Source organism: Streptacidiphilus albus JL83, assembly GCF_000744705.1.
GTDB lineage: Bacteria > Actinomycetota > Actinomycetes > Streptomycetales > Streptomycetaceae > Streptacidiphilus > Streptacidiphilus albus.
The window spans coordinates 432,012-452,272 of the sequence record NZ_JQML01000001.1 but is presented as its reverse complement, the minus strand read 5'-3'; the positions used below and the strand labels follow the sequence as shown (position 1 = coordinate 452,272).

Annotated in this window: 16 protein-coding genes and 1 pseudogene; 3 read left to right on the top strand and 14 right to left on the bottom strand. The window is 72.9% G+C overall.

The genetic code is table 11. The annotated features are described in order from the left end of the window. Positions 1-960: 960 nt before the first annotated feature. The 11 genes and pseudogenes from BS75_RS02040 to BS75_RS01995 form a co-directional block, all read right to left on the bottom strand. The gene (locus tag BS75_RS02040) at positions 961-1,632 is read right to left on the bottom strand and encodes a methyltransferase domain-containing protein (RefSeq protein ID WP_042438825.1); all 672 of its coding nucleotides are present in this window, start codon (positions 1,630-1,632) and stop codon (positions 961-963) included. After that, positions 1,629-2,192, bottom strand: a complete 564-nt coding sequence (locus BS75_RS49045) for a TIGR04282 family arsenosugar biosynthesis glycosyltransferase (RefSeq protein WP_231608089.1) — start codon at positions 2,190-2,192, stop codon at positions 1,629-1,631. Before BS75_RS49045 ends, BS75_RS02040 begins: the two co-directional genes overlap by 4 nt. A 45-nt stretch (positions 2,193-2,237) precedes the next feature. Next, a pseudogene (locus tag BS75_RS49825) lies at positions 2,238-3,011 on the bottom strand (glycosyltransferase family 2 protein); the annotation flags it as partial. Positions 3,012-3,100: 89 nt separating this feature from the next. Beyond that, on the bottom strand, positions 3,101-4,159 hold the full coding sequence (locus tag BS75_RS02030) for an NAD-dependent epimerase/dehydratase family protein (protein ID WP_034086947.1): 1,059 nt from the start codon (positions 4,157-4,159) through the stop codon (positions 3,101-3,103). Between the two features lie 157 nt (positions 4,160-4,316). After that, entirely contained in the window at positions 4,317-4,676 is a 360-nt protein-coding gene (locus tag BS75_RS02025; RefSeq protein WP_034086946.1) for a hypothetical protein, read from the bottom strand. Positions 4,677-4,761: 85 nt separating this feature from the next. Continuing rightward, positions 4,762-5,133, bottom strand: coding sequence for a hypothetical protein (locus BS75_RS02020; RefSeq protein WP_152645984.1), 372 nt, complete (start codon positions 5,131-5,133; stop codon positions 4,762-4,764). A gap of 142 nt (positions 5,134-5,275) precedes the next feature. Continuing rightward, positions 5,276-5,524, bottom strand: coding sequence for a hypothetical protein (locus BS75_RS02015; protein ID WP_034086944.1), 249 nt, complete (start codon positions 5,522-5,524; stop codon positions 5,276-5,278). Positions 5,525-5,878: 354 nt separating this feature from the next. Further along, positions 5,879-6,487, bottom strand: coding sequence for a sarcosine oxidase subunit gamma (locus BS75_RS02010; protein WP_034086943.1), 609 nt, complete (start codon positions 6,485-6,487; stop codon positions 5,879-5,881). Beyond that, positions 6,477-9,359 carry a sarcosine oxidase subunit alpha family protein gene (locus tag BS75_RS02005; protein WP_034086942.1) on the bottom strand — a complete coding sequence of 961 codons (2,883 nt, stop codon included), beginning with the start codon at positions 9,357-9,359 and terminating at the stop codon, positions 6,477-6,479. Before BS75_RS02005 ends, BS75_RS02010 begins: the two co-directional genes overlap by 11 nt. Beyond that, positions 9,356-9,652: a sarcosine oxidase subunit delta gene (locus BS75_RS02000; RefSeq protein WP_034086941.1), complete on the bottom strand. Its 297-nt coding sequence runs from the start codon at positions 9,650-9,652 to the stop codon at positions 9,356-9,358. Before BS75_RS02000 ends, BS75_RS02005 begins: the two co-directional genes overlap by 4 nt. A gap of 22 nt (positions 9,653-9,674) precedes the next feature. Beyond that, positions 9,675-10,892 (bottom strand): sarcosine oxidase subunit beta family protein, encoded by a 1,218-nt coding sequence (locus BS75_RS01995; RefSeq protein WP_034086940.1) that lies wholly within the window; start codon positions 10,890-10,892, stop codon positions 9,675-9,677. Positions 10,893-11,167: 275 nt separating this feature from the next. Between BS75_RS01995 and betA the strand changes: the two genes are divergently transcribed. After that, complete coding sequence (betA, locus tag BS75_RS01990) at positions 11,168-12,856, top strand: choline dehydrogenase (RefSeq protein WP_034086939.1); 1,689 nt, start codon at positions 11,168-11,170, stop codon at positions 12,854-12,856. A 31-nt stretch (positions 12,857-12,887) separates the two neighbouring features. On the opposite strand, the gene BS75_RS01985 is transcribed toward betA, so the two are convergent. Next, positions 12,888-13,208, bottom strand: coding sequence for a bifunctional 3-phenylpropionate/cinnamic acid dioxygenase ferredoxin subunit (locus BS75_RS01985; protein ID WP_034086938.1), 321 nt, complete (start codon positions 13,206-13,208; stop codon positions 12,888-12,890). A 217-nt stretch (positions 13,209-13,425) separates the two neighbouring features. On the opposite strand from BS75_RS01985, the gene BS75_RS01980 reads away from it, so the two are divergent. After that, a complete protein-coding gene (locus BS75_RS01980) occupies positions 13,426-14,175 on the top strand; it encodes an IclR family transcriptional regulator (RefSeq protein WP_034092239.1) in 750 nt (249 codons plus the stop codon). Between the two features lie 70 nt (positions 14,176-14,245). Here BS75_RS01980 and BS75_RS01975 read toward each other — a convergent pair whose 3' ends face one another. Both BS75_RS01975 and BS75_RS01970 read right to left on the bottom strand, forming a co-directional pair. Continuing rightward, positions 14,246-15,814, bottom strand: coding sequence for an amino acid permease (locus tag BS75_RS01975; RefSeq protein ID WP_042438828.1), 1,569 nt, complete (start codon positions 15,812-15,814; stop codon positions 14,246-14,248). 69 nt (positions 15,815-15,883) lie between these two features. Then, a complete protein-coding gene (locus BS75_RS01970; protein ID WP_231607653.1) occupies positions 15,884-17,380 on the bottom strand; it encodes an aldehyde dehydrogenase family protein in 1,497 nt (498 codons plus the stop codon). A 332-nt stretch (positions 17,381-17,712) separates the two neighbouring features. Between BS75_RS01970 and BS75_RS01965 the strand changes: the two genes are divergently transcribed. Then, on the top strand, positions 17,713-20,148 hold the full coding sequence (locus BS75_RS01965; protein WP_408022511.1) for a GcvT family protein: 2,436 nt from the start codon (positions 17,713-17,715) through the stop codon (positions 20,146-20,148). The last annotated feature ends 113 nt before the right edge of the window (positions 20,149-20,261 follow it).

Below are 20,261 nucleotides of genomic sequence, written 5' to 3'. Positions count from 1 at the left end.
AACAGGTCGCGTGGGCCCGGGCGGCGGCCCCGGGCCAGGCAGCCGGACATGGCGCCCGGCAGCGCCAGCACCGGGATCAGCTTGGTACCGGTGGCCAGGCCGAGCAGCACCCCGGCCGGCCCGCGCCGTCCGCCGCCCGCCGGGCCCGGCAGCAGCAGGCCCAGACCGCCGACCAGCAGCAGCGCTCCCAGGGTGTCCACGTGGGCGTCGTTCACGGACCAGGCCGCCACCGCCGGGCACCAGCCCCACAGCGCGGCCCGGTGCGCGGGCGCCCCGGTGCGCCGCAGCACCAGCAGCAGCGCACCGGTGGTCGCCACCGCCAGCAGCGCCCCGCCCGTCTGGGCCACGCCGATGCCGGTGCGACCGGCGATCCGTCCGGCCTGGTGCAGGCCGAGGAACCAGAACTCGGCGACCGGCGGATAGATGGTGTGCACGGTCGGCCGGTTGACATGGGTGCAGATCCCGTCGGCCCGGTGCAGGTCCCAACCGGTACAGGTCCCGGTGACCGGGAACAGCGCCGGGTTCCGGGCCCGCAGCGCGGCCAGCGCCGGAGCGGTGGGGGCGTCCGCGTAGGGGGAGATGCCTGCTGCCTGGACCTGGCCGTCCCAGAGGTAGCGGTAGGCGTCGTCGCTGGTCCGGGGGGTGGCGAGCAGTCCGGTCAGGGCCACCGCCAGGCTGCCGAGCAGGACCAGCGCGGTGCTGCGGCGGGCCGGGACCCGCCGCAGCAGCACGATGGCGACGACGAACAGCAGGACGTCCGCCGCGTACCAGCCGTACAGCGGGTCCCGGTGCCCCAGTGAGCCGCCGCCGGTGAAGGTCCCGGCCAGCGCCGCCACCAAGGCGGCCAGCGCCGCTGCGCACCACCCGGTCGCGGCCCGGCCCGGGTCGGGCCGGTGCGGACGGGCGGTGCTGGTCGTGGTCACGGTGGCGTACTCCTGTCGGCGGTGGGGGAGGGGCGGTTCAGCGCCCGAGCGCGAGGAAGTGCCGTCCCTGGCAGGTCCAGGCGTCGGTGAGGGCGAACCCGGCCTCCTCCGCGCAGCGGACGGTGGCAGGTGCGCCGAGCCGGGCCCAGCGGAAGGCGGGGCCGCTGCGCCCGGCCGCGTCCTCGACGGTGACGGTGACCCGCTCGTCCAGGTCGTCGGGTTCGACCTCGACCAGCAACTGGCCCTCCGGCGCGAGGAGGTCGGCGGTGCGGCGGAGCAGGGCGGCGGGGTCCCCGCCGATGCCGAGGTTGCCGTCGGCCAGCAGAGCCGTGCCCCAGCGGCCCTCGCCGGGAAGCCGGTCGAAGACCGAGCGGCACAGCGCACTGCCGCCCGCACCGCGGGCGCGCAGGACCGCGGTGCGGGTGAGGTCCACCCCCAGGGCCGGCAGGCCGCAGCTCTGCAGCGCCGCGATCAGTCGGCCCGGACCGCAGCCGATGTCCAGGGCGGGTCGGCCTCGGCGCAGGCAGCGGAACAGCAGGGTCCAGTCGGCCGGGTCGGGCGGGGCGCACCAGCGTTCGACCTCCAGCGGATGCCGGTGGCCGTCGTCGCGGCGCAGCCACAGCGGGCCGTTGCCGGTGCGCATCGCCTCGGCGAAGGGATCGTCCGACCAGGGGCGGGGACGGGGGGCGATGACCCCGGGGACGGTCATCCGGCCGCACCGTGCGCCGTGGCCCGGGGCTTCGTCTCCAGTGCGCCGGCGGCACCGGTGACGGTGCGCCAGGTCCTGGCGAAGCCGCCGGCGGGTGCGAGCGCTGCGACCTCGGCGGCGTCGGTGACCGTGTCCACGTCGTTGAGGACGGGCAGGGTCGCCACCCGCAGCCCCGCTGCGGTGAGCCGGTCGAGCAGGGCCGCGCCCGTCGACGGGCTGGACATCGGCACCCCGAGCAGCAGGCGCCGAGCGAGGTCCGGATCGGGACGGGCCAGGCCGAAGGCCCAGAAGCCGCCGTCGGCGGCGGGCCCGAACCAGGCGTCGGTCCCGGTCCTGCCCGCGCGTGAGAGGGCTTCGGCGAGGGTGCGCGCCCGCAGCTGCGGGGTGTCCATGCCGACCAGCAGCGCGGGAGGGCTGTCGGGGCCCTCGGACGCCGAGGCGAAGGCGTCGGCCAGCCGGGCGTCCAGGCCGCCGCCGCGCTGCGGGACGACCTCCCAGCCGGGCGGGAGCCAGCGGCCGGGCGGGCCGTCCAGGACCAGCAGCCTCCGTCCGGCCGGCACCCGCGCCAGGGTGGTGAGGGTGTCCACCAGCGCCGCCTCGGCGAGTCGGGCGGCCTGCTCCGGGGTGCAGGCCGGAGTCAGCCTGGTCTTGACCCGTCCCGGCTGCGGGGACTTGGCGATGACCAGCAGCGTGGCCGGCCGCGCGGCCAGGATCGCGCGCATGTCGTGGACCGCCTGCCGGGTGCCGCGCAGGGTGCCGGTGACCTTGGACCGTCCGGTGCGCGGCCGGTAGCCGACCTCCCGCTCGGAGATGCGCATCCCGGCGGCGGCGCCGGAGAGCACCATCTCCAGCGGATAGCCGGAACGGCGGTCGCCCAGCCCCAGGTCCAGCAGCCGGTCCCGGCGGGCGGCCCGCATCGGGCCCAGGTCGTGCAGGTCCGCCCCGGTACGGGCGCGCAGTCTGCGGGCCAGTTCGGCGTTGGCCAGCCGGGCGTGCAGCGGCCAGGCGCCGCGACCGGTCGGGCGGCGGCGGCCCAGCACCAGGTCGGCGCCGCCGGCGTGGACGGCGGCGACCAGTCCGGGGAGGTCCGCCGGGTCGAGCGAGGCGTCGCAGTCGCAGAAGCACACGTACTCGGCGGTGGCCGCCAGCAGCCCGGCGTGGCAGGCGGCGCCGAAGCCGCGCCGGGACTCGGACACCACCAGCGCGCCCAGGGAGCGGGCCAGTTCGGCCGAGCCATCGGTCGAGCCGTTGTCCACGACCACTGCGCGGTAGCCGTCCGGCATTCGTCCCAGCACCCACGGCAGCGCGGCCGCCTCGTCCAGGCAGGGCAGGACGACGTCGACGGCCGCGGGAACGGGCCTCGGGGGAAAATCTGTCATGTGACCACGCTAGGAGCTGGACTCGGACAAATGCCGCAGCGGCACCTTACGGAAGTCCTACGGAGCGTCACCGGCCCCGGGTGCGCGGCTCACACGCCGCGCAGCGGGGCGTGGGCGAAGTCCGCCATGCCGTCCGCGAACGACACCGAGGGGGACCAGGCCAGCTCCGCCCGGAGCCGGCCCGAGTCGGCCGTGATGTGCCGGACGTCCCCCAGCCGGTACTGGCCGGTCACCACCGGCGCCCGCCCGCCCCCCGCCGCGGCGAGGGCGGCGGCCATCTCCCCGATCGTGTGGACGGACCCGCTGCCCACGTTGTAGCAGCGGACACTTCCGGGGTCGCGTCCGCGAAGCGCCTCCAGTGCCGCCAGGTTGGCCTCGGCCACGTCCGCGACATGGACGAAGTCCCGGCGCTGACCGCCGTCCTCGAACACCCGCGGCGCCTCGCCGCGGGCGACCGCGGACCGGAAGATCGACGCCACTCCCGCGTACGGCGTGTCGCGCGGCATGCCGGGTCCGTAGACGTTGTGGTACCGCAGCACGGTCACCCGCCCTCCGGCCGCGCGGGCCCAGGCGGACGACAGCTGCTCCTGCGCGACCTTGCTCGCCGCGTAGACGTTGCGCGGGTCCAGCACGGCGTCCTCGTCCACCAGGTCCGGTGCCAGGGGCGCCCCGCACCTCGGGCACGGCGGTTCGAACCGTCCCGCGTCCAGGTCGACCGTCCGCCGGGGCCCCGGTGCCACCGCGCCGTGCTCCGCGCAGGTGTAGCGCCCCTCTCCGTAGACGACCATGGACCCGGCCAGCACCAGCTGCGAGACCTCCGCCCGGGCCATGGCCGCCAGCAGCACGGCCGTGCCCAGGTCGTTGCAGCCGACGTAGTCGGGCGCGTCGTCGAGGTCCAGCCCCAGGCCGACCATCGCGGCCTGGTGGCAGACCGCCTCCATCCCGTGCAGTGCCTGCTCGACCGTCGTCCGGTCCCTGACGTCGCCGTGCCGGAACTCCACCCCGTCGGGCAGGCCCGGCGGCCTGCCCGACGGATGCACGGCCGGCAGCAACGCGTCCAGCACCCGGACCCGGTGGCCCGCACCGACGAGGCGGCGGGCGACGGCGGAACCGATGAATCCGGCTCCGCCGGTGAGAAGTACGTCCATACCCGGGCACACTAGACGCCGCAGCCCCCGATAGCCGCGAAGGAGACGAAGCGTCAGGGATTCGTAAGCCCACGGGAAGCCCGCTCCTCCGTCGGTCCGCGGGCGGCCACCGCTGACGCATCGAGGTCGGCGCTGCCCGCAGCCCTGCCGTCGGACTTCAGTTGCAGGGGAGGTGGTCACTCACCGTGTAGTAGTAGATGACGGGGCAGAGGTAGTTGCCCGGGCCGTCGTAGATCCAGCCGGATCCGGCGCCGGTGGAGCCCCAGTAGAAGCTGTTGTTGTTGAAAATGGAGAACTGGCAACCGGTGGCGGTCGAGGTCGGGTAGAACTCCATTTCGTCGTGCAACCCGCCGTTGACGTTGGCCAGCTGGATCTTCTCGACGGCGGAGCAGGGCCCGACCGAGCCCGAGTAGGTCCCCTCGTTGGCGGCGAAGGCGGGCGCGGAAGACAGGGCGATCGCGGTAGCGACGCCGAGGGCGGCGATGGCAGATCGCACGGACGTGCGGCGAGTCAGCATGGGACGGCTCCTTCTTGAAGGTGAGGTGGCCGAAATCGAGTGCCGGCCACCGGGTTGTGTGATCATCCGGAGGTGCGTGGCGACCTCAGTTGCACACGCCCTGCCACTTGAGTACGCCGGTGACCTTGTCGTGGATCTGGGGGCACATGTAGTTCCCCGGGCCGTCGTACCGCCAGCCGGATCCGGCGCCGGTGGAGGTCCAGACCACGGAATTGTTGTCGATGATGTCGAACAGGCAGTTGGGCCCGGTTCCGGTCGGGAAGAACTCCATCTGGTCGTGGTACCCGCCGTTGACGTACTGCACCTGGATCTCCTCGGTCGCCGTGCAGCCACCCCAATTTCCTTGGTAGGTGCCCTCGTTGGCCGCGAATGCGGGCGAGGACACGGTCAGGGCGATCGCGGCGCCGACACCGAGGGCGGCGACGGCGGACCGCATGGACGTACGGTGAGTGATCATCAAACGCATCCTTCGTCCGGAGATGAAGGGAGAGCCCCACGCCCCCACGGCGATGTCTCCCCCTGGGCAGTTGGCCGTCCTGCGGCTCTGGCGGACCAGCGCTGAACGACACGACCAGACTGCCTGCGGCATCGGTGCGCAGTCATGTTTCCCGCACGAATCCGTACACCCTCCTCAGGGACTCGTCAGGGCAGAAGCACAGCGACATGGGGGTGTCATGGGTGAACAGCCCGGCATGCCGGATCCGGGCCGGGCGGTCGATCTGGCCGTGGACGCGTTCAAAGCGGGCCGGCGTCGCCTCGACCTCGACCTGGTGGTGGCGATCGTCCGGGCGCTGGGCGTGGACGAGGCCGGTGTGGCCCGCTGGCGTGAAGCGTGCATCAAGGCGCACAGGTCAGCCAGGACCGGAGGTCCGGGTCGGGGTGTCCGGACAGCTCCCAGCCGGTCCGGCCACGCTCACCGGCCGCCGGGAGGAGCTCGCGCGCCTGATCGCGGCAGCGACCGACCGGCAGCACGGTGACGGCGCGAGGACCGTGGTGGTCTCCGCGATCGAGGGCATGGCCGGTGTGGGCAAGACCCGGCTCGCGGTCCGTGCCGGAGCCCCTGCGCCGGATCTTCGGTCTGCTCGGCCACCACCCCGGCCACGACGCCACCGGCGCCTCCGGGCCGCCTCGCCCACGCGCGCCACCAGCACGGGGTGACGGTGCGGGGGCGAGGGACAGGACGGCAACAGTCTGGCGGCCGGTCACGGCGTGAGCCGCGGGTGGCGGTACTCCTCCATGGCGTCGAGCAGCCAGTCCGCCAGGTACTGGGCGAAGGAGCCGCGCACCAGCAGGCGGTAGGCCGGTTCCGGGCCGACCTGGTGCAGGACCACGTTCACCTTCGCGACCAGGGTCTGCGCGCAACGGCCCGGCCGGAAGGCGCGCGGGTGCAGGTCGAGGGCGCAGCCCTTCTCCAGGACCTCGCGGGCGGCCGGGCCGGAGAGTTCGAGCGTCGTGCGGTTGGCGGAGACGTCCACCACCGATCCTGGCTCGTCCTCCAGCGCGGCGCGCAGCCTCGCCGCAGTGGCGGGCGCGGAGCCGTCCGGGCCGAGCACGAGCCACTCCTCGGGGCCGAGCCAGAGCACCCGCAGCCCACCCGTCGCCGCGACGGTGTTCGGGTCGGTCGGCAGTGGCGCACCGAGTGACCGCCCGATCCGCTGCGCGGCCGGGCCGTGCGACTGCAGCTGGAGGTCGAGCTGCGTCAGGAAGGGGATCTCACGCAGGCTCACCCCCCGCTCGCCGCTGCCGGAGTGCGCTGCCAGGACGTCGGCGAGGTGCCCCAGCGGGCTGCGTCGCAGGGTTTCAGGCGTCACGGCGGGTTCCCTTCGGGTCGTAGAGGACGCTGTCGGTGACGGTCGCGGCGATCACGCCTCCGGGCAGCGGCGCGTACACCGTCTCGCCCAGCCGTTCCCGCCCGCCCGCGACGAGGGCCAGGGCGAAGGTGCGGCCGAGCGCCGCGCTGCGGTAGCTGGAGGTGACGTGCCCCAGCGCCCGGGTGGGGGCGGCCACGTCGGCGCTCGCCACCAGCTGTGCGCCTTCGGGCAGCAGCACGGCGGGATCCACCGGCAGCAGGCCGACCAGCTGCCTGCGGTCGCCGCGTGCGGTGTCCGGGCGCCGGAAGGAGCGCCGGCCGAGGAAGTCCTTCTGCTTGGAGACGACCCACTCCATGCCGAGGTCCTGCGGGGTGACCGTGCCGTCGGTGTCCTGCCCGACGATCGGGTAGCCCTTCTCGGCGCGCAGGACGTGCATGGCCTCGGTCCCGTAGGGGGTGATGCCGTACGGGGCACCGGCCCGGACCACCGATTCCCAGGTGGCCAGGCCGTACCAGCTAGCGACGTTGATCTCGAAGGCCAACTCGCCGGAGAAGGAGATCCGGCAGATCCGGGCCGGAACGCCGCTCGCCAGGCGGGTCTCACGGGCCGTCATGAACGGGAAGGCGTCGTTGGACACGTCCAGGTCGGGGGCGAGCGCGGTGACGACCGCGCGGGACCCGGGGCCGACGACCGCGACGGTGGCCCACTGCTCGGTGACCGAGGTGACCCGGACCCGCAGCTCGGGCCACTCGGTCTGCAGCCACTCCTCCAGCCAGTCCAGCACGGCTGCGGCGTTCCCGGTGGTGGTCGTCATGATGTAGTGGCCTTCTGCCAGGCGCAGGGTCACGCCGTCGTCGAAGACCATGCCGTCGGGCCGGCACATGACGCCGTAGCGGGCCGAGCCGACGGCCAGCCTGGCGAAGCCGTTGGTGTAGACGCGGTTCAGGAACGCCCCGGCGTCCGGGCCGATGACGTCGATCTTGCCGAGGGTGCTGGCGTCCATCACCGCGACGCCCTCGCGGGCCGCGCGGCACTCGCGGAGGACGGCTGCCTCCAGGTCCTCCCCGGGCTGCGGGTAGTACCGGGGGCGCTTCCACTGGCCGACGTTCTCGAAGCGTGCGCCGTGCTCGACGTGCCACGGGTGGATCGCGGTGGTGCGCACCGGGTCGAACAGCCTGCCTCGCTCGCGGCCGGCGAGCAGGGCGAAGGAGAGGGGGACGTAGGGGCCGCGGAAGGTGGTGGTGCCGACCTCGCCCGGAGAGCGGGCGCCGAGCAGCCGGGCGATGACGCCGGTCGAGGCCACCCCGGATGCCTTGCCCTGGTCATGGGCGGTGCCGATGGTGGTGTAGCGCTTGATGTGCTCGACCGAGCGCATCCCGGCCCGGACCGCCCGTTGGACGTCCGCGACGGTGGCGTCGCGCTGCAGGTCCACGAAGTGCTCCTGCCAGTCGCCCGGTTCGCCCTCCTCGCCCGGGACGATCCACACCGGCCGGGGCCGGGACGGGGGCGCCTCGCCGGAGTGCGGCGGGGTGGCGGGCACGGAGACCGGGAAGCCGGCCAGGTCCGCCGCCCGCGCGCCGGCGGCGAACCCGTCGTCGAGGCATCCGCCGAGGTCGAGGACGCCGCGAGCGGCGCCGACGCTGTCGACCTGCTGCGCCGCCCGGTCCGGGACGAACGCGGCGAGGGCCTCGTCGTAGCGCAGGGTGCCCTGGGACTGGCTCCACAGCTGCACGGCCGGGCTCCAGCCCCCCGACACGGCGAGCAGGTCGCAGGGCAGTTCGCGGACCGGGCCGGTGATCGCGTCGTCGGCGTCGAGGGCGGCGATCCGGACGGCGGTGATGCGCGCGTCCCCGCGCGTGCCGACCACGGCCGAGCCGCAGCGGACCTCGATCCCGGCGCGGCGTGCCGCCTCGACCAGGCCGGTGGGCGGTTCGGGCCTGGTGTCGACGAGCGCCGGCACCTCCGCCCCGGCCGCGACCAGCGCGAGCGCGGTCGCGTAGGCGTGGTCGTTGGTGGTCAGCACGACGGCGCGGCGGCCGGGGAGCACCGCGTACCGGTTGACGTAGCTGCGCACGGCGGCGGCGGACATGACGCCGGGCAGGTCGTTGCCGGCGAAGACGATCGGCCGCTCGTGGGAACCGGTCGCCAGCACCACCCGCCGGGCCCGGAGGTGCCACAGCCGCTGCCGGGAGACGCCGGGGACCGGGTGCGGGCCGAGGTGGTCGGTGCGGCGCTCGGCGACGAGCAGGTAGTTGTGGTCGTAGTAGCCGGTGGCGGTCGATCTGCTGAGGATCCGGGTGTCGGGCTGCGCGGACAGTTCCGTGCGGACGGCGTGCACCCAGTCGAGGCCCGGCGCGCCGTCGATCTCCTCCCGGTCGCAGAGCAGCGATCCGCCGAGTTCCGGCTGGTCGTCGACCAGGACCACACGTGCGCCCGACCGCCCCGCCGCCAGGGCGGCGGCCAGGCCGGCCGGGCCGCCGCCGACGACCAGGACGTCGGTGTGGACGTGCATCTTGTCGTAGCCGGACCCGTCCGGGGCGGGGTCGAGCCGGCCGAGTCCGGAGAGGCTGGTCGCGGTCAGGCCGTCGTACAGCTCGACCGTCGTCGCCAGTTGCATCGGCTCGGAGCAGGGGCCGTCGAGCTGGACCAGGGCGTTGGGCTCCTCCACCCCGGCCGTCGCGATGCCGCGCGGCCGCCTGCGGTGGAGGCTGGGGGCCGCGCCCGGCACGCCGTTGGCGAGCAGGGCGGAGGCGAGGGTGTCACCGCGCAGTCCGGTGTACTGCACCCCGTCGTAGCTGAAGCGCAGCGGAGCGGAGCGGTCGACGCGGCCCCCGGAGGGGAGGCGGCCGGGGAGTCGGTGCGGCGTGGTCATGGGGTGATCACCGGCCTCGGCTGGTCGGTCGCCACCGGGCGAACGCCCTGGACGGCCAGGATCTCGTGGGTGACGGTGTGGCGGACGACGTCGAACCAGCGCCGGCATCCGGCGGCGTGCGACCAGCGCTCGGCGAACGGCCCCTTGGGGTTGTCGCGGACGAACAGGTACTCGCCCCACTCGGCGTCGGAGAGCGCCGACGGGTCGGCCGGGTAGGGGACGTGGGCCTGGCCGCCGTAGTGGAATTCGAGCTCTTCGCGTTCGCCGCACCAGGGACAGGCGATCAGCAGCATGGGGACTCCTGCCGGGTGGTGGTCAGTGGGCCACGGCGGCGGCGCCGTGCTCGTCGATCAGGGCGCCGGTGGTGAACCGGTCCAGCGCGAAGGGGGCGGCCAGCGGATGCGGCTCGCCGGTGGCGATGGTGTGCGCGTAGACCCAGCCGGAGGCGGGGGTGGCCTTGAAACCTCCGGTGCCCCAGCCGCAGTTGAGGTAGAGGTTGGCCACCGGTGTGGGGCCGATGACGGGCGAGGCGTCGGGGGTGACGTCGACGATGCCGCCCCAGGTGCGCAGCACGTGCGCTCTGGCGAAGATCGGGAACAGTTCGAGCGCGGCCGCCATCTGGTGCTCGATCAGGTGGAAGGAGCCGCGCTGGCCGTAGCCGTTGTAGGAGTCCACGCCCGCGCCCATGACCAGCTCGCCCTTGTGCGCCTGGCTCACGTACACGTGCACGTGGTTGGACATCACCACGGTGGGGTGCACGGGTTCCAGCAGTTCGGACACGAGTGCCTGCAGCGGGTGGCTCTGCACCGGCAGCCGCAGCCCGGCCAGTTCGGCCAGGACGCTGCTGTGCCCGGCTGCGGCCAGCGCGACCCTCCCGGCGGCGATCGGGCCCCGGTCGGTCCGCACGCCGACCACGCGGTCGCCGTCCCGCAGGAACCCGGTGACCTCGCAGCCCTGGATCAGGTCGACGCCGTACTCGTCCGCCCGGCGGGCCAGCGCCCAGGCGACGTGGTCGTGCTTGGCGATGCCGGCCCGGCGCTGCAGGGTGGCGCCGAGCACCGGGTAGCGGACGTCGGGGGAGGTGTTGACGATCGGACAGAAGTCGCGCACCTGCTCGGTGTCGAGCCATTCCGCGTCGACGCCGCCCAGCCGGTTGGCATTGACCCGGCGGGTGCCCTCGCGGACGTCCTGGAGGGTGTGCGCCAGGTTGAGCACGCCGCGCTGGCTGAACAGGAAGTCGTAGTCCAGCTCCGCCGGCAGCCCCTCCCAGAGTTTGAGCGCGTGCTCGTACAGCGCCGCGCTCTCCTCGCAGAGGTAGTTGGACCGGATGATGGTGGTGTTGCGGGCCATGTTGCCGCCGGCCAGCCAACCCCGTTCCAGCACGGCGACGTTGCTGATGCCGTGGTTGCGGGCCAGGTAGTAGGCGGTCGCCAGCCCGTGCCCGCCCGCGCCGACGATGACCACGTCGTAGGAGCGCTTGGGGTCGGGGGTGCGCCACAGCCAGTCGGGGTGCTCGGGCAGCTGGTGGGACATCGCGGGACTCCTGGAGAGGTGCGGCGTCGGGGGTCGGTGCAGTCGGCGGCGTCCGAGGGCGGGGGCAGGAGCTCAACTGTTTCTGACTATGCACACTGTTGCGCCTATCACAACAGTTTTGCAAGGGGGCGGTCGCGGCCTTGACGGCTCCTGACGGGTTCCCGAAACTGTTGCGCAGTACGAACGCAGTTTCGTGTAGAGAAACTCGCTGCTCGCAGCACCTCGCCTGACTCGGAAATCGGCGTCACCGCCCCGGAGAGCAACGGCAGGACACAATGACCTTGCAGCAGTACGACTTCATCATCGTCGGCGGAGGCTCTGCCGGTTGTGCGCTCGCGGCCCGGCTGAGCGCCGACCCCGCCAACCGGGTGCTGGTGCTGGAGGCGGGCCGGCCCGACTACCCGTGGGACGTCTTCATCCACATGCCGGCCGCGCTCACCTTCCCGATCGGCAGCCGGTTCTACGACTGGAAGTACGAGTCCGAGCCGGAGCCGTTCATGAACGGGCGGAAGATCTACCACGCCCGTGGCAAGGTCCTCGGCGGTTCGAGCAGCATCAACGGCATGATCTTCCAGCGCGGCAATCCGCTCGACTACGAGCGCTGGGCCGCCGACGCCGGGATGGAGGACTGGGACTACGCCCACTGCCTCCCCTACTTCAAGCGGATGGAGAACTGCCTCGCGGACCAGGGCCGGGACGCCGGACCCGGAGCCGCTGCGGGGCACGGTTTCCGCGGACACGAGGGCCCCCTGGTGCTGGAACGCGGACCGGTCACCAACCCGCTGTTCGGCGCCTTCTTCGAGGCCGTGCAGCAGGCCGGCTACCCGCTCACCGACGACGTCAACGGCTTCCGCCAGGAGGGCTTCGCCGCCTTCGACCGCAACCTGCGCCGCGGCCGCAGGCTCAGCGCCGCCCGCGCCTACCTGCATCCGGTCATGGGCCGCCCCAACCTCGACGTGCGGACCCGCGCACTGGTCACCCGGGTGCTGTTCGACGGCAAGCGCGCGTCCGGGGTGGAGTACAGCAGGGGCAGGACCGTGCACCGGGTCGGCGGCGGCAAGGTCATCCTCTCCGGCGGCGCCGTCAACTCCCCGCAGCTGCTCCAGCTCTCCGGAATCGGCAATGCGGCGGAGCTGGAGGCGCTGGGCATCAGGACCCTCCAGCACCTGCCCGGCGTCGGCGAGAACCTGCAGGACCACCTGGAGGTGTACGTCCAGCACGCGTGCAAGCAGCCGGTGTCCGTGCAGCCCGCCATGAAGATGTGGCGGCGCCCCTTCATCGGGGCCGAGTGGCTCTTCCTGCGCAAGGGACCCGGGGCGACCAACCACTTCGAGGGCGGCGGCTTCGTCCGCAGCAACGAGGAGGTCGACTACCCCAACCTGATGTTCCACTTCCTGCCGATCGCGGTCCGCTACGACGGCTCCGCCCCGGCCGGCGGGCACGGCTACCAGGTCCACATCGGCCCGATGTACTCGGACGCCCGCGGCTCGGTGAAGATCAGGTCCAGGGACCCGCGCGAGCATCCGGCGCTGAGGTTCAACTACCTGTCCACCGAGCAGGACCGGCGGGAGTGGGTCGAGGCCGTCCGGGTCACCCGCAGCATCCTCGGCCAGGACGCCTTCGCCGAGTACAGCGACGGCGAGATCTCGCCCGGCCCGGAGGTCGCGACCGACGAGGAGATCCTGCAGTGGGTCGCCAAGGACGGCGAGACCGCCCTGCACCCCTCCTGCACCGCGCGGATGGGCACCGACGAGCTGTCGGTCCTCGACCCGTCCAGCCTGGGGGTCCACGGACTGGAGGGGCTGCACGTGGTCGACGCGTCCGCGATGCCGTACGTGACCAACGGCAACATCTACGCCCCGGTGATGATGCTCGCCGAGAAGGCCGCCGACCTCATCCTGGGCAACACCCCGTTGGAGCCCGACCCGGCCCGGTTCTACCGGCACCGGCCGGTCGGGGCCTGACCCGGCGCCCCGGGCCGGTCGGTGGCCGGCCTCACGCGGGCTCGCCGACCGTGACGTGCAGCACCACGTAGCCGTCGACCAGGGTGACCTGATGGGTCTTCAGCGGCCGCCTCGCGGGCGGGCAGGTCGGCCGGCCGCTGCGCAGGTCGAACGAGGACGCGTGCAGCGGGCACTCGACGAAGCAGCCCTCCAGCCAGCCGTCGGCCAGTGAGGCGTCCTGGTGGGTGCAGGTGTCGTCGACGGCGTACACGGTGCCGTCGGCGTTGAAGAGGGCGACCGGGGCCGGTACGCCCTCGGTCACTCGGAGTGCTTCGCCCGGCGGCAGGTCTTCGATCCGGCACACCGTGATCATGGGAACCTCCAGCTTCGGATCCTCACCCCACCGACGGGGCGCGCATCGTATTACACAACTCGATGCGTATTGCGCAACATGGTTTCGGCTCGCCAGGGGCTTGTCAAGGGGTCGACCCGCCGCGACCGGGCGGCGTGCATAATGTTGCGTTATGAGCAACAGTCGGTACGGCAAGTCCTCCGAGGGGCCGGGGAGCTCGCAGCGGACGGAGTCCCCGGTGCAGTCCGTCGACCGTGCGGTGACCATCCTGGAGATCCTCGCCCGCGGGGGGGAGACCGGCGTCACCGAGCTCGCGGCAGCGCTCGGTGTGCACAAGTCGACGGCGTTCCGGCTCACGGCGGCGCTGGAGATGCGCGGCCTGGTCGAGCAGCCGGGGGAGCGCGGCAAGTACCGCCTGGGCCTGGGCCTGGTCCGGCTCGCGGGTGCGGCGACCGTGCGGATGGACCTGTCGCAGCAGAGCCGCCCGGTCTGCGAGCGGCTGGCGGTCGAGGTGGCCGAGACGATCAATGTGGCGATCCTCGACGACGACCAGGCCGTCAACATCGACCAGGTGTTCGGCCCTTCGGCGCTGACCACGCACAACTGGGTCGGCCAGCGCACGCCGCTGCACGCGACGTCCAGTGGCAAGGTGCTGCTGGCGCATCTGCCGGCGGAACTCCTGAAGAAGCGGCTCGCCGCCCCGCTGGAGCGGTACACGCCGCGCACCGTGACCGGCCGCAAGGCTCTCGCCGCCCAGCTGGAGCAGATCCTGACGGACGGTTTCGCTTTCTGCGTCGAGGAGTTGGAGCAGGGCCTGAACGCCGTCGCGGCTCCGGTGCACGCGCTGAACGGGCAGGTGGTGGCGGCCATCAGCGCCTCCGGGCCGTCCTTCCGGCTGACCGAGGAGCGCATCCCGGCCGTGGCCGCCGCCGTGCGGGCCGCCGCCGACGAGGTCTCGGCACGGCTCGGGTACCTCCGCCCGGCGTGACGTCGCGGAGGAGGGGCGCCGGGAGCACCCGGCGCCCCTCCTCCGCGACCTCACGCCGCCGGTGGAGTGGTCAGGACTCGGCCGTGGGGCCCTCGGCGGTCACCAGCCGTACCGTCGCCGGACCCTGAGGTGCGGTCCGGTGCCGGTAGCGCAGGTAGAGCAGGCCGCCGACGGCGGAGATCGCGCCGGTGAAGACGATGGCGCCCCACTGGTAGTACCAGTGGTCGCTGCCGTAGACGGCGGCCCGCGGCCACGCCAGGTTGACGGTCATCGCCGCGCCGTAGAGCACGGCCACGAGGTTCACCACGACCCCCCACCGGCCCATGCTGAAGAACGGACCGTGGTCCGCCCGGGGCCAGTCGCCGCGCAGGCGGCGCACCAGCATGGGGGTGGTCACCAGCAGGTAGGGGATGTAGAAGAGGATGATCGCGACCGAGGTGAGGATGTAGAACACCCGCTGGTTGCCCATGTTGACCAGCAGCAGCACGATGGTCAGCACGCCGGTGATGACGGCGGGCAGGACCGGGGTGCCGGACCTGGGGTTGACCTTGGCGATGCGGGCGCCGAAGGGGAGCCGTCCGTCGCGGGCCATGGAGAAGAGCAGCCGGATGGCAGCGGTCTGCACGGCGAGGCAGCAGACGGTGATGGCGATCGCCGAGCAGAGCAGGAAGACGTCTCCGAGGCTGTTGCCGAGCGTGCTCTTGATCAGGTAGGGCATGCCGAGCGTGCCGATCTCGGACGACTTGATGTTGCCGACCGCCATCATGCCGACGAGCATGAGCAGCCCGCCCGCGATGGCGGCGGCGGTGAGGGCGCGGAGGATGGAGCGGGGTGCGTGGCGACGGGGCTCCTTGGTCTCCTCGGCCAGCGAGCCCGCGGTGTCGAAGCCGTAGAAGACGTAGGCGCTCATCAGCGAGGCCACCAGGAAGGCGCCCAGATATCCCCAGGAGTGCCCGGCTCCGGTGGCCTGGGTCTGCAGCACGACCTGGGGGCCCCGCTTGATGTGGATGGCCAGCATGATGATCAGCAGGGTGACGCCGACCAGTTCGACCGCCACGCCGAAGTTGTTGATCTTCGCCATCAGTCGGACGCCCACGATGTTGACGATGGTGGTGAAGACGACCAGGCCCAGGGCGAGGATGATCGCGTTCTGCGCGCCGGCGGGGGTGGTGGTGACGCCCGCGTCGGAGGAGCCGCCGACGATCTCGAAGACCAGCGAGACCTGCGGCAGGATGATCTGGTAGGCGACGGCCACGGCGGCCGCCGTGACGATCGAACCCACCGTGATGATCCAGCCGGACATCCACGAGGTGCCCGGTCGCGCTATCTGCTTGGACCACTGGTAGACGGAGCCGGCGAGCGGGAACTGGCCCGCCATCTCGGCGAAGCAGAGGGCCACCGCCCCCTGGCCGATGAAGACCAGCGGCCAGGTCCAGATGAAGGCCGGGCCGCCGGAGGCGAAGCCGAAGCCGAACAGCTGGAACACGCCGGTCATGATCGAGATGTAGCTGAAGCCTGCGGCGAAGCTGGAGAAGGAGCCGAGGGATCTCTCCAACTGCTGGGTGTAGCCGAAGCGGGCGAGGTCGGTGCTGTCCTCGTTCGGCGGCGCCGTGGTGCTGGTGGTTCCCGGATTGCGCATGGTCGCTCCATAGGCAGGCAGGGGCGTGGGGAGTGTGCGTGCTGCGAGGACCGGGGAGAGCTGTTGCCGTCAGCCGGCGAACCAGTGCTGGGCGGCAGGGGTGACGGTGCGCCAGATGTGCTTGGCCTCCTGGTACTCGCGGAGACCGGACGGGCCGAGCTCGCGACCCGTGCCGGACTGCTTGAACCCGCCCCACTCGGCCTGCGGCACGTAGGGGTGGTAGTCGTTGATCCAGACGGTCCCGAGGCGCAGCCGCGACGCGACGCGCTCGCCGCGTCCCACGTCCTGCGTCCACACGGCGCCGGCCAGGCCGTAGGGGGTGTCGTTGGCCAGGGCCACCACCTCGTCCTCGTCGTCGAAGAGTTCGACGGTCAGCACCGGTCCGAAGACCTCCTCGCGGACGATGGTCATGCCGGCGTGGCAGCCGTCCAGCACGGTGGGCCGCAGGAAGAAGCCCGCCTGCAGCTCCGGCTCGGTGGGCCGACCGCCGCCGGCCCGGAGCACCGCTCCCTCGGCGACGGCGCCGGCGATCAGGCGTTCGACCTTGTCGCGGTGCTCGGCGGTGACCAGCGGACCGGTCTCGGTGCCCTTTGCGAGACCGTCGCCGAGCCGGATCAGGTCGGCCCGGCGGGCCAGTTCGGCGGTGAAGCCGGCGTGCAGGCTGCGGTGCAGCAGCAGCCGTGAGCCTGCCGAGCAGACCTGGCCGGAGTGGAGGAAGGCGGCGGTGAGCGCGAAGTCGACGGCGGCGTCGAGGTGGGCGTCCGCGAAGACGATGTTGGGGTTCTTGCCGCCGAGTTCCAGGGCGACCTTCTTGACCGTCAGGGCCGCGGCCCGCATCACCGAACGGCCGCTGACCGCGCCCCCGGTGAAGGAGACCAGGTCGACCTGCGGATGCTCGGCGAGGGCGGCGCCGACGGCGCCGCCGCCCAGGACCAGGTTGGCCGTGCCGCTGGGGGCGCCGGCCTGCGTCAACTGCTCCTGCAGCAGCTCGAAGAGGCGGACCGTGGTCAGCGGGGTGACCTCGCTGGGCTTGGCCACCAGGGTGTTGCCCGCGGCGAGGGCGGGGGCGAGCTTCCAGGAGATCTGCAGCAGCGGGTAGTTCCAGGGCGTGATCAGCGCGCACACGCCGACCGGCTCGTACACCACGCGGCTGATCGCGTCGGGTCGTCCGGTGTCCACCGTGCGGCCCGCGTCGGAGGTCGCCAGCGCCGCGTAGTAGCGCAGTACGGCCGTGGCGTCGTCGACGTCCATCCGGCTCTCCGCCAGGGTCTTGCCGGTGTCGAGCGTCTCCAGCCGGGCCAACTCCTCGCGGTGCTCCTGGAGTGCGTCCGCGGTCGCGGTGAGCACGCCCGCACGGCGGGCGGTCGGCGCGTGGGCCCAGGAGCCCTCGTCGAAGGCGGCCCGGGCGGCGCGCACGGCGCGGTCCGTGTCGGCTGCCGACGCCTCGGCGGCGCTCGTCACCACGGACGCGTCGAAGGGGTTGACGACCGCTCGTCGTCGGCCCGACTCGGCGGGCGTCCATACGCCGTCGATGAGCAGGCGCGCTGGGTCGGTGGATGAGGGCACAGGCTGCCGCCTCCTCAGGGAGTTGCGCGATGCGAGACGTCTGTCCCCATCCGCAACTTGCGGTGAGTATGGAAGGGCCCCATACCCCTGTCAAGGGGGGTGGCGGGCGGGCGCCGTCGACCCCGGCCGCGCCTCCCGGGGCGGGGCTCTTGACAGGCCGCGCCGCGCGGATGAGGCTGTCTCACATCACGCATAGCGGTGCGCTATATGCAACTTGTGCACTGTCCTGGCCGATCGGCCCGCTGTCCCAGCCGGTTGGACCGCCGGCCGGCCCCAGCCCGCCGCAGCAACCTCCCGAGGGGACGGATGCTTTGACAGTCCAACCGAGAGTCGTGATCGTCGGCGCCGGCATCGTCGGCTGCGCGCTGAGCGACGAGCTCACCGCACGGGGCTGGACCGATGTCACCGTGCTGGAGCAGGGCCCCCTCTTCGCCACCGGCGGGTCGAGCTCGCACGCACCCGGACTGGTCTTCCAGACCAACGCGTCCAAGACCATGACCGAGTTCGCCGCGTACACCGTGCGCAAGTACTCGGAGCTCACCCTCGACGGGCAGTGGTGCTTCCGGCAGGTCGGCGGGCTGGAGGTGGCGACCACCCCGGAGCGGCTCGCCGAACTGAACCGCAGGCACGGGCTGGCGACCTCCTGGGGAGTGACAGCCGCACTGCTCGACCCCGACCAGTGCGCCACCCGGCACCCGCTGCTCGACCGCGACCGGGTCCTCGGGGGCCTGTACGTGCCCACCGACGGACTGGCCAAGGCCGTCCGCGCCGGCGAGGCGCAGGCCCGGCGCGCGATCGAACGCGGCGCCCGGTTCCTGCCGCACCACACCGTCACCGGTTTCGAGTCGTCCGGCGGGCGGATCACCGCCGTCGTCACCGACCGGGGCGACTTCCGCGCCGATGTGGTCGTCTCCTGCGCCGGGTTCTGGGGCCCGAAGATCGGCCGGATGGCCGGGCTGACCGTTCCGCTGGTCCCGCTCGCGCACCAGTACGCCAGGACCACCCCGGTGCCCGACCTGGCCGGCCACAACACCGACGAGCTGGAGGCGTCCAAGCCGATCCTCCGCCACCAGGACCGCGATCTCTACTACCGCGAACACGGCGACCGGATCGGCATCGGCTCCTACGCCCACCGCCCCATGCCCGTCGACATCGACGACGTGGCTCCGCCCCCGACCGCGCCGACGGCGCCGATGCCCTCGGTGCTGCCGTTCACCGAGGAGGACTTCGCCCGGTCCTGGGCCGACTCGCGGCAACTGCTGCCCGCGCTCGCCCGGGCCGAGGTGGAGGAGGGCTTCAACGGGATCTTCTCCTTCACCGCCGACGGCTTCCCGCTGCTGGGGGAGTCCCCGGAGCTGCGCGGCTTCTGGGTCGCCGAGGCGGTCTGGGTGACCCACTCCGCAGGCGTGGCCAAGGCGATGGCCGAGTGGCTGGTCGAGGGCGCGCCGCGGACCGACGTCCACGAGTGCGACCTCAACCGCTTCGAGCCGGTGCAGCTCACCCCCGCCTACGTCCACCGGCGCAGCTGCCAGAACTTCGTCGAGGTCTACGACATCATCCACCCCCTCCAGCCGATGGCGGAGCCGCGCCCGCTGCGGGTGTCCCCCTTCCACGCGCGCCAGCGCGAGCTCGGCGCCTTCTTCCTGGAGGCCACCGGCTGGGAGCGGCCGCACTGGTACGAGGCCAACGGGGAGCTGCCCGAGGTCGCGGCCGTCCCCGGTCGCGGGTCCTGGGCCTCGCGCTACTGGTCCCCGATCGCGGGCGCCGAAGCCATCGCCACCCGCGAGCGCGTGGCGATGTACGACATGACCGCGCTCAAGCGGCTGGAGGTCACCGGTCCCGGCTCGCTGGCCCTGCTGCAGTACCTGACCACCAATCAGCTCGACAAGCCGGTCGGCTCCGTCACCTACACCCTGATGCTGGACGGGACCGGCGGCGTGCGCAGCGACCTGACGGTGGCCCGGCTCGGCCGGGAGCGGTTCCAGGTCGGCGCCAACGGCGCCCTGGACCTCGACTGGATCACCCGCCACCTGCCCGAGGACGGCACGGTCCAGGTCCGCGACACCACCGCCGGCACCTGCTGCATCGGCGTGTGGGGTCCGCTCGCCCGCGACCTGGTCCAGCCGCTCACCGACGCGGACTTCTCCCACCGGGGCTTCGGCTACTTCAAGGCCAAGCAGGCCGCCCTCGGCGACGTCCCGGTCACCGCGATGCGGCTGTCCTACGTCGGCGAGCTCGGCTGGGAGCTCTACACCACCGCCGACTGCGGCCCCAGGCTGTGGGACACCCTGTGGGCCGCCGGGCAGCGCCTCGGCGTGGTCGCCGCCGGACGCAGCGCCTTCAACAGCCTGCGGCTGGAGAAGGGCTACCGCTCCTGGGGAACCGACCTGACCGCCGAGCACAACCCCTACGAGGCGGGTCTCGGCTTCGCCGTCCGGATGGAGAAGGGCGACTTCGTCGGACGCCACGCGCTGCTCGGCCTCAGCGAGCAGACCGTGTCCCGCAGGCTCGCCTGCCTGCTGCTGGACGATCCGCGGGCCGTGGTCATGGGCAGGGAGCCGGTGCACCTGGACGGCGCCCCCGCCGGTTACGTCACCAGCGCGGCGTACGGCTACACCATCGGCGCCTCGATCGCCTACGCCTGGCTGCCCAGGGCCGCCGCGGAACCCGGCACCCGGGTGACCGTCGGGTACTTCGGCGAGCACCTGCCGGCCACGGTCACCGAGGAGCCGCTGTTCGACCCGAAGATGACCCGGCTCCGCTGCTGACCGCCCGCCGCGCGCGGTTCGACCCGCGCCGCCCCGCCGGGCCCGCCCCCGCCGCGCCGGCCCCCGCCGGACGTTCCCCAGCCGTGCGCTCTCCTGACGAAAGGCACACCGCC

What these genes read in the sequence shown, in the direction of transcription:
- BS75_RS02040 (WP_042438825.1), bottom strand. Translation starts at nt 1,632, where the DNA reads ATGACCGTCCCCGGGGTCATCGCCCCCCGTCCCCGCCCCTGGTCGGAC.
- BS75_RS02030 (WP_034086947.1), bottom strand. Translation starts at nt 4,159, where the DNA reads ATGGACGTACTTCTCACCGGCGGAGCCGGATTCATCGGTTCCGCCGTC.
- BS75_RS02025 (WP_034086946.1), bottom strand. Translation starts at nt 4,676, where the DNA reads ATGCTGACTCGCCGCACGTCCGTGCGATCTGCCATCGCCGCCCTCGGC.
- BS75_RS02020 (WP_152645984.1), bottom strand. Translation starts at nt 5,133, where the DNA reads ATGATCACTCACCGTACGTCCATGCGGTCCGCCGTCGCCGCCCTCGGT.
- BS75_RS02005 (WP_034086942.1), bottom strand. Translation starts at nt 9,359, where the DNA reads ATGACCACGCCGCACCGACTCCCCGGCCGCCTCCCCTCCGGGGGCCGC.
- BS75_RS02000 (WP_034086941.1), bottom strand. Translation starts at nt 9,652, where the DNA reads ATGCTGCTGATCGCCTGTCCCTGGTGCGGCGAACGCGAAGAGCTCGAA.
- BS75_RS01995 (WP_034086940.1), bottom strand. Translation starts at nt 10,892, where the DNA reads ATGTCCCACCAGCTGCCCGAGCACCCCGACTGGCTGTGGCGCACCCCC.
- betA (WP_034086939.1), top strand. Translation starts at nt 11,168, where the DNA reads ATGACCTTGCAGCAGTACGACTTCATCATCGTCGGCGGAGGCTCTGCC.
- BS75_RS01985 (WP_034086938.1), bottom strand. Translation starts at nt 13,208, where the DNA reads ATGATCACGGTGTGCCGGATCGAAGACCTGCCGCCGGGCGAAGCACTC.
- BS75_RS01975 (WP_042438828.1), bottom strand. Translation starts at nt 15,814, where the DNA reads ATGCGCAATCCGGGAACCACCAGCACCACGGCGCCGCCGAACGAGGAC.